The organism is Paraburkholderia sp. BR10937 (assembly GCF_040965695.1).
GTDB lineage: Bacteria > Pseudomonadota > Gammaproteobacteria > Burkholderiales > Burkholderiaceae > Paraburkholderia.
Genome location: NZ_JBFRCL010000027.1, coordinates 110672 through 121954 on the forward strand (window position 1 = coordinate 110672; position 11283 = coordinate 121954).

8 protein-coding genes and 1 tRNA gene are annotated in these 11283 nt (G+C 65.1%); 2 read left to right on the top strand and 7 right to left on the bottom strand.

What is annotated here, in order from left to right; genetic code table 11:
• Window positions 1–74: 74 nt before the first annotated feature.
• Complete coding sequence (locus AB4Y44_RS22790; protein ID WP_342920617.1) at window positions 75–794, bottom strand: FCD domain-containing protein; 720 nt, start codon at window positions 792–794, stop codon at window positions 75–77.
• 373 nt (window positions 795–1167) lie between these two features.
• Entirely contained in the window at window positions 1168–2727 is a 1560-nt protein-coding gene (locus AB4Y44_RS22795) for a mannose-1-phosphate guanylyltransferase/mannose-6-phosphate isomerase (RefSeq protein WP_368700952.1), read from the bottom strand.
• A gap of 783 nt (window positions 2728–3510) precedes the next feature.
• Here AB4Y44_RS22795 and AB4Y44_RS22800 point away from each other — a divergent pair.
• Window positions 3511–4245, top strand: coding sequence for a Crp/Fnr family transcriptional regulator (locus tag AB4Y44_RS22800; RefSeq protein WP_028204855.1), 735 nt, complete (start codon window positions 3511–3513; stop codon window positions 4243–4245).
• 238 nt (window positions 4246–4483) lie between these two features.
• On the opposite strand, the gene AB4Y44_RS22805 is transcribed toward AB4Y44_RS22800, so the two are convergent.
• From AB4Y44_RS22805 to rnr, 5 genes are all read right to left on the bottom strand, one after another.
• On the bottom strand, window positions 4484–5095 hold the full coding sequence (locus AB4Y44_RS22805; protein WP_342920619.1) for a hypothetical protein: 612 nt from the start codon (window positions 5093–5095) through the stop codon (window positions 4484–4486).
• Between the two features lie 72 nt (window positions 5096–5167).
• On the bottom strand, window positions 5168–5761 hold the full coding sequence (locus tag AB4Y44_RS22810; RefSeq protein ID WP_342920620.1) for a hypothetical protein: 594 nt from the start codon (window positions 5759–5761) through the stop codon (window positions 5168–5170).
• Window positions 5762–6569: 808 nt separating this feature from the next.
• On the bottom strand, window positions 6570–7265 hold the full coding sequence (rpiA, locus tag AB4Y44_RS22815) for a ribose-5-phosphate isomerase RpiA (protein WP_368700953.1): 696 nt from the start codon (window positions 7263–7265) through the stop codon (window positions 6570–6572).
• Window positions 7266–7388: 123 nt separating this feature from the next.
• The gene (gene rlmB, locus AB4Y44_RS22820; protein ID WP_342920622.1) at window positions 7389–8132 is read right to left on the bottom strand and encodes a 23S rRNA (guanosine(2251)-2'-O)-methyltransferase RlmB; all 744 of its coding nucleotides are present in this window, start codon (window positions 8130–8132) and stop codon (window positions 7389–7391) included.
• Window positions 8133–8351: 219 nt separating this feature from the next.
• On the bottom strand, window positions 8352–10814 hold the full coding sequence (rnr, locus tag AB4Y44_RS22825) for a ribonuclease R (protein ID WP_342920623.1): 2463 nt from the start codon (window positions 10812–10814) through the stop codon (window positions 8352–8354).
• A 400-nt stretch (window positions 10815–11214) separates the two neighbouring features.
• On the opposite strand from rnr, the gene AB4Y44_RS22830 reads away from it, so the two are divergent.
• Window positions 11215–11283 (top strand) — tRNA-Leu (locus AB4Y44_RS22830).

Below are 11283 nucleotides of genomic sequence, written 5' to 3' on the forward strand. Positions count from 1 at the left end.
GCACCGCAATGCGCTCGCCTCGACCCACGCACGGCGCCTGGATCGAGGCGAGCGAAGCGACGCCGCGAACGGCCTTAGCGCTGCTCCAGCGCCTCGGGCGCGAGCGCGCGAGTGAGTTCGTCGGCGGTGTATTCGATCATCGCGAGCGCGGCCGCTTCGGCCTCTTTCGGCGCACGCCGCTCGATCGCTTCGACGATGCGCCCATGGGCCGCCACGACGTTGTTCCAGCCGCCGTCACGCGTGTTGAGAATCGGATTCACGAGCGACAGCGCGCCGCGAATGATCGCCGCCATCTGCTGATAAAACTGATTCCCGCTCGCCGCGAGGATGCGCGTGTGCAGAAGCGCGTCGGCGGTCTGGAAATTCGGATCGTCGGTGCTCGTCTGGCGCAGCGCCTCGAACGCCTCGCGAATGCCGGTAATGTCCGCAGCGCTCGCGCGCGTGGCCGCGAGCGCGCACGCCGCCGGTTCGATCAGGCCGCGAAACTCGATCACGTCGCGCAAGAACGTCTTGTCCGGTTTCGAACGGAAACGCCAGTTCACGACGTCCTCGTCGATCATGCGCCAGTCGCGCATGGGCCGGATGCGCGTGCCTATTTTCGGCCGCACGTCGAGCATGTGACGCGCGAGCAGCATGGAGAGCGCCTCGCGCATCACCGTGCGGCTCACGTCGAACTCCTTCGAGAGGATGTCCTGCGGCGGCAGCACGGCGCCATACCGCTCCTCGACGATGCCTGAAATCAGCCCGTCCATCACCTTGCTGACGAGCGAGCGTTCCTTGTTCCCCAGTTCCATGACCCTACCCCCCCGATGTGGGCGTTATCGCCCATGTTTGCCGGATACTGCGCGGGCCCTCGTGCGTCGTCGAACTTAGGTGTTACGTTGCCATGCGCTTCGCATAATTCGCCAGCCAGGATATCTCCTGACATGATGCTTGCGCGCACGCATCTTGTTCGTATTTACGCGTGTTCCGTCGGCCCTTGCGCTGCTGTTTTTGTAAGGCGTTCGTATGAATCGCCCACTTACTTCAATCGACACGCTTTCAACTGGCTTCAAATCGATCGGCAGTCCCTGGCTGTGCATATGCAGGGATGCCGGCGTGCATGTTTCTTCTGCGCACGCTTTTTCGCGTGCGGCCCAACGTCGTGCTTTTCAATGTTGTACTTGTTCACCGTTGTATCCGGCCGTACTGATCGTCGAAGCGCACGATGTCGTCTTCGCCCAGATAACCGCCCGACTGCACCTCGATGATCTCGAGCGGCGTCTTGCCCGGATTCTCCAGCCGGTGCTTCACGCCCAGCGGAATGTAGGTCGATTCGTTTTCCGACAGCAGGAAAACCTCCTCGCCGCGCGTGACGCGCGCCGTGCCACGCACCACGGTCCAGTGCTCCGCGCGGTGATGATGCATCTGCAGCGACAGCCGCCCGCCCGGCTTCACGACGATGCGCTTGACCTGAAAGCGTTCGCCCTGATCGAGCGAGTCGTAGCAGCCCCATGGCCGTTCCACGCGCCGGTGATGCTGCGCGACCGCGCTGCGCTCCTGCCTGAGCTTGCCCACGATCGCCTTGACGTCCTGCACGCGATCCCTCGCCGCGACGAGGACGGCGTCGGCCGTTTCGACCACCACCACGCCGTGCACGCCTACGCAGGCCACGAGCCGTCCGTCCGAGTGCGCGAACGTGTCGGTCACGTCTTCGAACATTACGCGCCCACGGGCCACGTTGCCGCTTTCGTCCTTGTTCGACACCTGCCACACTGCGTCCCACGCGCCCACGTCGGACCAGCCGGCCACGAGCGGCACGACCACGCCCGTGAGCCGCGCGTTGGCGCCGAGCGACTCCATCACGGCGTAGTCGATCGAATCGGACGGGCACGCGGCGAGCGCCGCGGCATCGAGATGCACGGTGCCGTCGGCGTCGATCGCGGCCGCCTCGAACGCCGCCGCGCATTGCGCCGCGATAACCGGCCGGCAGTGCGCGATCGCAGCCAGCCAGACTGATGCGCGCACCACGAAAATGCCGCTATTCCAGAGGTAATCTCCCGAGGCCACGTAACTCTCCGCGAGTTCGGCGCCGGGCTTTTCCACGAAACGTTCGATCACGCGTGCGCCGCTCGAGCCGAGCGCCGCCCCCGCGCCGATGTAGCCATAGCCGGTCTCCGCGCGCTGCGGCGGCACGCCCAGCGTGACGATCGCGCCGCGCGCCGCATACCCCACCGCTTCTTCGAGCGCGGCGGCAAACGCCGCGCGATCCGCGATCAGGTGGTCCGCCGGCATGGCGATGAGCACGGGGTCGCTGTCGCATACGGCATCCGCGCCATTGCGAACGAGCGCCGCCTCGTGCCCGGCGCGCGCTGCCAGCGCCGCCACAGTGAGCGCCGGCGCCGTGTTGCGTGCGACCGGTTCGAGCACGACGCGAGCGGGCATGCCGCTGCGGCCGAGCCGGTCGACGGTCATGAGCCGCAGTTCCTCGCTGCTCACGACGACCGGCGCGGCCTTGCGGATCGCCGCGCCCGCCTCGGCATACACGCCGTCGAGCCGCCGCACCGTGGCTTCGAGCAGCGACTCGCCGTCGAGCAGATCGATCAGCTGTTTCGGGCAATGCTCGCGCGAGAGCGGCCAGAGCCGCGTGCCCGAGCCCCCGGCCAGCACTACGGGCTGAACGATGAGCGCGACGTCGGGTTCATTGGCTGCCGCGAGCAAGCCGGCAGGCGTCACGAGCTGATTCATGCAGTGAGCTCCCCGTTGAAATACGTCGGGTCACGTCGACGAACGCCGCGCCTGCCTGCCGGCCGGCTCGCCCGAAGCGTCACGCGCTTCCCGGACCTCTCAAGCCTCACAACGCCCCGAGGCTTTTTACGGACCTCATTGGAGCAAACCTCGGCATGCCAATCTGTACGCATACCCACACTGACCGCATGCGCACTGGCGGGCGCGCCGCAAAGCCACCCGCGCGCGTTGTTTCAGCGCCGAACGTTTTTTCGCCGGCTGCGTCTGCGTTGCAACAGAAGTGAATCAAAACCGCTTGTTTTTTGGGTCGCTGCCCGAATCGCCCAGGATCCATGTTTCAACGAGGAGCCATTTCTGAACCCCCCGCTCGCCAGGGGAAATAATTCAATCAAATCATTGGCTTGTGATTTTCAATCGGGCAGCGCGCAGCACGGCGGCCCGCAAAGTCGCCGTACAAAACTGAAACAAAAACCCGGCGTTTCGCCGCGCTGCCGCATGGCCGGCTCGCGCTCAGCCGCTTCAATGCGTGCTTTCGCACCAACTGGCACACACCCTGCTAAAGAGAGATCGCCACACGAGCGCAGATGCGGACGAACGATACCGCGCCCGCTAACGCGCGAATGGGACGAGGCAAGAACAAGCTGGAACAAGCACCAACAAGCGGGACTATGGGGCCGGCACGACGAACACAAAAGCCGCACGGGAAACGGCAGACAACAACGAGTTCGGCGAACGGAATCAAAAACAGGAGGCGGCTCGCGCTGCTTCACACGAGGACCAGTCATGTTAACCCTTCAATCCGATCTTCACGGCAACCATTTGCTGGGCGCCCTCCCGTCGCATGAATGGCAGGCTCTCGCCCCGCACCTCGAACTCGTTCATCTGCGCACCGAACAGTTGATCTGCGATTCCGGCCAGCGCATTCATCACGTGTACTTTCCGACTACCGCGATCGTCTCGCTGCTCTCGACGATGGAAGACGGCAGCTCGGTCGAAATCGCGGCGGTCGGCCGCGAAGGCATGACGGGCGTGCCCGTGCTGACGGGCGGCGAAACGATGCCGAACCGCGTGCAGGTGCAGTGCGCGGGCTTCGCCTATCGCATGAGCGCGCAAGCCCTCAAGCAGCAATTCGCGCGCTCGGATTTCCTGCGCCGCCTCATGCTGCTCTATATGCACGCGCTGCTCACGCAGGTGGCACAGACCGCTGCGTGCAATCGTCACCACTCGCTGAGCAAGCAGTTGTGCCGCTGGCTGCTGATCGAAGTGGACCGCGTGGCCTCCAACGATCTCAGCGTCACGCAGCAGCTGATCGCCGACATGCTCGGCGTGCGCCGCGAAGGCATCACCGAAGCCGCCGGCAAGCTGCACGACGAAGGCCTGATCCATCACAGCCGCGGCCATATCCGCGTGCTCGATCGCGAAGGCCTCGAAGCCCGCGCGTGCGAGTGCTACGGGCTCGTGCGCCGCGAATTCGACCGGCTGCTGCCGCGCCTGCACCAGGCGGAAACGGTCGCTTGAGCGCGTAGTCGCGCGCGCGAGCGTTTCGCGCCGCGCATTCATTCGCGTGTCGTCGCCGAACAAGGCGTGCCCGTAGCGGCACGCTTTTGCGCGCCAGCTCGCTTTGCCTGCGCCATCGCGCGACCCGTCAGGCAAGGTCGAAGGCAACCGGAACATAGAGGATACCGAATCGATCGTAGCTTGCCGCGCCAGCTGGAGAGACCAGGAGCGCGCCCTCTTCTCTTCAGCCTTGCCGGACTCAATGGGCCGAAGGCACGAGCGCCTGCGCAAGCGGCAAGGCGGGCAAGTGCTCGCGTTCGCGCACGAACGGGTCGGTCGGCTCCTGAAGCTTCGGATCCGGGCTCGTGTCGGCATTGCGCAATTGCACGGGTGCGCCGTCGTTCTTCGCGACCTTGCGATTGTCGCCGCAAGGATGATCGGTCAGCGCGGCAGCTTCGCGGAAGTCGTCTTCCTGACACATGATGTTGAACGCGATGTCCTTGCGGTCCATGCGCCAGGCCACGGCCGCATTCAGGCGCTTGTTGCAGTCCATATCCTTGATGGTGCCCGCCGCCGTCGCGCCCACGCCCACCACCGACACCGCGGCGGAAATGCTGCCCCAACAGGTCTCGGTCACCGAGGCCGTCAAGGCCGGCGCGTAGACCGTCGGCGTCGTGCGCACATCGTAGCCGCCGTGATACGTGACGTCCGACGTACCGCCACTCGGCAATACGACGGTATTGGAAACCGTGCTCGTCTGGCTCGACGTGGACGTGGTCCCCGACGTCATCGTCGGCGTGGTTTGCGCCCACGCGGCGCCTGCAAACAGCAACACCCCGGCAACGGCAATTTTTTGCTTCAGCTTGCTCATTCTTCTCTCCGTGAACGGAAAAGGGGCTGCGCCCCCTCTCCGACGCGCTAGTGAACGGCTGACCCGTTCGGATTACCAGTGCATGCCACCCGTGAGCGAACCCGAACCGCCCGCTGCGACGATGCCGACGCCGCCGTCCGCATTGGCCGTGCCGCTGCCGTTCGCGGTCGCGTTCGACGTGAAGCCCGAGCCGCCGTAGCTGCCGCTCGAACCGTCGAACGACGTGTTGATCACCGACGAATTGAAGTTCTGCGAGCCCGACTGCGTGGCGCTCGTGAAGCCGAGCGTCGACGAATTCTGGTTCGTGGTCGTCGTGCCGGTCTGGCCGACGTAGCCGCTAGCCGTCTGGCCGTAGGTCTGCGAGTTGCCGTTTTGCGTCGTGTAGCTCGAACCGAACGTGAGGCTCGCGTTCGAGAACGACTGGTTGCCTTGCGACACGGTGGCGTCGATATGGCCCGGCACCGTCAGCGCCGACGTGAAGCCGCCGTTGACCGACGAGGTCGAGTTCGACGTGAGTGCCGTAGCACCAAAGCCGACGCCCGCTGCGCCCACCGCCGACGTGGTGGAGGACGACGGCGCGCCCATGCCGCCGGCACCGCCTGCGAATGCGGCAGCCGAAGCGAAAGAGAGCATGGCGGCGAGCGAAATGGCCTGAATCTTCTTCATGATTGTGGTCTTCCTGATAAAACAGGGGAACGTTGGATGAATGTGCGCGCACTCCCCCTGATAGTGCGGGCGCATTTAACACGACTTCATTTGCAATGCCGATAAAATCGCTGCATTTAAAACGCGCGAATATCCCCGCGGACCATCCCGGTATCAGGAAGACCGTTTAATGGAGTTACCAGATTAAAACTCGCGCGCAGAACGCCTTAAGCTTTACGCATTCGCGCAAATCAGGCGGTCATGCAGAAATGAAAATCCGGAGAACAGAAAGGAATGCCCCGTAAAGCCCCGTACACTTCGCGGACTCCATTGAATAGCAGTCCGATACAAATCGCCCAACACCGCTGTTGTCATTATTTCCCCGTGTACCGCACGGCGTACGCCAGCCACTCTCACGCACTGCCTGACAGAAACCCTCGAGCCGCTGCGCATTTTTGCACGCCGCCCTTCCGCTGTCCGGTCGTTTCGACGTCTCTTTTAGCGAACCGTTTGCATAACATCGCCGGACGGTGAATTTATATCCCAGACAGTCAGACTATTGCTACGTCATTCGCACATTTTGTGTGCGGTTCTCAACGTAGTGAGTTGCGAAGATCTTGAATCAGGGAATCTCCTTTCGAAAATAATCGAAAGGCGAATTGAAGTTTGGATGGATGCGCAGACAACCAGATTCCGGAAAATCGCGTTCTTTTAATGACTAATCGCGACGTTCGGTTCGGCAGGCCACCCAGGCCTGCCGGAATAAAGAGCGGCAGCGCACAGGCAATCTGGCGAAAGCCTGTGGCACGCGCCGCTCGCGCGAGGCCGCTCAGGCCTTGCGGTAATCGATGCGCTCGACGCCGGTTTCGCCGCCGAGCAGGCAGAAGTCCGCGCCGCGTGCCGCGAACAGGCCCACCGTCACCACGCCCGGCCATGCGTTGACATGCGCCTCGAGCGTGCGCGGGTCGCTGATGCGCAGGCCCTTCACGTCGAGGATCTCGTTGCCGTTGTCGGTGATAAAGGGCGAGCCGTCCTTTTGCACGCGCAGCACCGGCACGCCGCCGAGCGCCGTCACGCGGCGGCCAATGGCCGTGCGCGCCATCGGCACGACTTCGATGGGCAGCGGGAACTGGCCGAGCACGTCGACGCGCTTGCTCGCATCGGCGATGCAGACGAACACGTCCGACACCGACGCGACGATCTTCTCGCGCGTGAGCGCGCCGCCGCCGCCCTTGATCATGGCGCCGGCGCCGTCGATTTCATCGGCGCCGTCCACGTACACGGGCAGCGATTCGATGTCGTTGAGGTCGAAAATCTTGAAGCCGTGCGCTTCGAGGCGCGCGGTGGTCGCAACCGAGCTCGACACGGCGCCGCGGTAGCGGCTCTTGCTCGCCGCCAGTGCGTCGATGAAACAGTTCGCGGTGGAGCCCGTGCCGACGCCGATCACGGCGCCTTCCGGCACGTTCGCGTTGACATAGTCGGCGGCGGCCTGGCCGACCAGTTGCTTGAGTTCGTCTTGAGTCATGGGAGTACAGCCCGAGGAGGAGAAAAACGCGGAATCCGCATAGTTTACCGGAGATGCGGGCACGGGCTGCCCGCATCTCGCAGGATCGCGCGGCAGGTCATCCTGCGGGCGACCGGTCGACGATCAGCGCGCGGCCGCGCGTTGGCGCACCGCTTCGAACAGGCACACGCCCGAAGCGACGGAAACGTTCAGGCTCTCGACCGTGCCTGCCATCGGAATCTGCATGACTTCGTCGCAGGTTTCGCGCGTGAGGCGGCGCATGCCCTCGCCTTCGGCGCCCAGCACGAGCGCCACGGGACCGTCGAGCTTCGTCTCGTAGAGGCTCGCGCTCGCGTCGCCGGCGGTGCCGACCACCCACACGCCCGCGTCCTTGAGTTCGCGCAGCGCACGCGCGAGATTCGTCACGGTGATATAGGGCACGGTGTCCGCCGCGCCGCTCGCCACCTTCGCGGCCGTGGCGTTCAGACCCACGGCGCGGTCGCGCGGAGCGATCACGGCGTGCGCGCCGGCCGCGTCGGCCACCCGCAGGCACGCGCCGAGATTGTGCGGATCGGTCACGCCGTCGAGCACGAGCAACAGCGGCGAGCCCTGGATGCCGTCGAGCAGCTCCGCGAGGTTCTGCGCGAGCGCCAGATCGTGGACGCGGGCCACCACGCCCTGGTGGCGCTCCGTGTGCGCGAGACCCCAGAGGCGCGTTTCGTCGGCTGCGATCACGCGCGCGCCGGCTTCCTTCGCGGTGTGCAGAAAGTCCTGCATGCGGCGGTCGCGGCGCGTCGGATCGTAGTAGACATCCTCGACCGTGGACGCGTCGTGCCGCAAGCGTGCGGTCACCGCATGAAACCCGTAAAGAACCTTGAGACGTGACATGACTGAGACAACCCCTGATGAACGTTTTGCGACGCAGATACAGCGCCGCCGGCAACGATAGTCAGCCGGCCGCGTCGTGCGGTCCGGCGTATGCAAGCCGCGCGCCCATGTGGCAAAAGCCGACGCGGCCGGCAAGTGAAAAAACCGGGCGCGCGCACGGCGGCGCGGCCCGGACAATGAAACGGCTGCGGAGCACGTTGGCGCTCCGCATGCAGGTGCTCAGCGCTTCTTGCGCGGCGCCTGCTTCTTGGGCGTTGGCTTCACGGCCGAGCGCTTCTTCGCGGTCTTGGCGGCGCCGCGCGCCGCGCGCGCCTCCTTCACCGCGACGCTCGGCGCCGGCGCAGCCTTCTTCTGGCGCGCCATGTCGCCGCCCGGCAGCGCGCGCACGCGCGGCCCCCCCTCCATGCCGCTCTTGTCGACCGGCATCGGCCGGTTGCCGCCCGGCTTCACGGGCATATCGCGCACGAGGCGGAAGTCGATCTTGCGCGCGTCGAGATCCACGCGGCTCACCTGCACGCGCACGCGGTCCGACAGGCGATAGCGAATGCCGGTGCGCTCGCCGCGCAGCTCGTTCTTGATCTCGTCGTACTGGAAGTAGTCCGAGCCCAGTTCCGTCACGTGCACGAGGCCTTCGATGAAGAGCGCGTCGAGCTGCACGAAAATGCCGAACGACGTCACGCCGCTCACCATCCCGCCGTACTCTTCGCCGAGCTTGTCGCGCATGAAGTAGCACTTGAGCCAGGCTTCGACGTCCCGCGAGGCTTCGTCGGCGCGGCGCTCGTTCGCCGAGCAGTGCAGGCCCAGTTCTTCCCAGATCGCCGTGTTGGCGCCGCGGGCGCGCTTGCCGCGCTTCTCCTCGTCCTCGGCCTGCAGCGCGCGGGCGCGCGGCGAGAGCGCGGTATTGAGCTCGACGCCCTCGGGTGCCTGCGGCTGGTACTTCTTGCCCTGCAGGATCGCGTAGATCGCGCGGTGCGTGAGCAGGTCGGGATAGCGGCGAATCGGGCTCGTGAAGTGCGCGTACGCCTCGTAGGCAAGGCCGAAGTGACCGATATTGTCCGGGCTGTACACGGCCTGCTGCATCGAGCGCAGCAGCATGGTCTGCAGCATCTGCGCGTCGGGCCGGTCGCGGATGTGCGCCATCAGCGCAGCGTAGTCGCTCGCGTGCGGCGTGTCGCCGCCGCCGAGCGAAAGGCCCATGCCGCGCAGGAAGGTACGCAGGTTTTCGAGCTTTTCGGCCGTCGGCCCCGCGTGCACGCGGTACAGGCCCGGGTGCTTGTGGCGCTTCATGAAGTCGGCCGCGCACACGTTGGCCGCGAGCATGCACTCTTCGATCAGCTTGTGCGCGTCGTTGCGCTGGCGCGGCACGATCTGCTCGATCTTGCCTTGCGCGTTGCAGACGATATACGTCTCGGTCGTGTCGAAATCGATCGCCCCGCGCTTCTGGCGCGCGGCGAACAGCGACTTGTACACGCCATAGAGATTCTGCAGTTGCGGCAGCAGCGCCGCACGGCGCGTCGCCTCGGGGCCCTTGGTGTTGGTGAGCACCGCCGCGACTTCGGTATACGTAAGCCGCGCCGCCGAGTGCATGACGCCCGGATAGAACTGGTACGCCTTGATCTCGCCGCGCGCGGTGATCACCATGTCGCACACGAGCACACAGCGGTCGACGTGCGGATTGAGCGAACAGAGCCCGTTCGAGAGCTTCTCGGGCAGCATTGGAATCACGCGGCGCGGAAAGTACACCGAGGTGCTGCGCTCGATCGCATCCACATCGAGGCCGCTGCCCGGCAATACGTAGTGCGAGACGTCGGCGATGGCGACGATCAGGCGGAAGCCCTCGCCCTTGCCGACCTGCATCGGTTCGCAATACACGGCGTCGTCGAAGTCGCGCGCATCTTCGCCGTCGATGGTGACGAGCGGCACGTCGCGCAGGTCCACGCGATAACGAATGTCGGTGGGACGCACGGCGTCGGGCAGCTTCGCGGCTTCGTCGAGCGCGGGCTTGCTGAACTCGTGCGGCACGCCGTACTTGCGCACGGCGATCTCGATCTCCATGCCCGGATCGTCGATATCGCCGAGCACTTCCATCACCCGGCCGAGCGGTTGCGAGTGGCGGCTGGGGAAATCGGTGAGTTCGACGACCACGACCTGGCCGACCTTGGCCTTCTTGGGATTCTGCGTGACGAGGATATCGTGGCCGATGCGCTTGTCTTCCGGCGCGACGATCAGCGCACCGTTCTCGTTGAGCAGGCGCCCGATGACACTGCGGTTCGCACGGTCGGTGACTTCGACGATATGCCCTTCCGGCCGCCCGCGCCGGTCATAGCCGACGATGCGCGCCAGCACGCGGTCGTTGTGCATGACCTTCTGCATTTCGCCTTGCGGCAGGAACAGGTCGTCCTGACCGTCGTCGCGCACGAGGAAGCCGTAGCCGTCGCGATGCCCCTGCACGCGCCCGGCGACGAAATTCGAAGGATGGGCGAGCTGGTAGTGGCCGCGCGAGTCGAGCCGGATCTGCCCGTCGCGCTCCATGGCGGCGAGCCGCCTGAAGAACCCTTCACGCTCCTGGCGCTTGATGGAGAGCGCCTCGGCGATATCGTTCGCGGTGCACGGCGAGTCGCTGGTCCGCAGCACGCCGAGAATCTCTTCGCGGCTGGGAATCGGATACGGATATTTGCTCAAGGGCTTATCGATGGTTGTTCTCGTTGCGTGGACGTCGGATTTTGCGCGGCCTGAATGTGCGATACATGCGGGCGGCGCCCGGTCTTAGTGCTGCAATCTGCCGGCCCGTAACGTGGATTGCCTGACCGCTCGCGTGCGTGCGCCACGCTGCACGCAGCACCTGAATCACGGACTTTTGCCGGCGGAACTTCTGCGAGGCATTCTAACACCCGCATCGCACCCTACGAGCCGTGGGAGCGGCCTCGCGGCCCGACGAGACGGCCACTCCACGCGGTCTGCAACGCTTCGGCAGGCGCGTTTTATCACCTTCCACAAAACGCTTGACAGCCGTTCCGATCCCGCTATAATCTCGCTCTTTGCTGCACAACACGTTGAACAGCAAACGACACCTTGCCCAGGTGGCGGAATTGGTAGACGCACCAGGTTCAGGTCCTGGCGGTGGCAACACTGTGGAGGTTCGAGTCCTCTC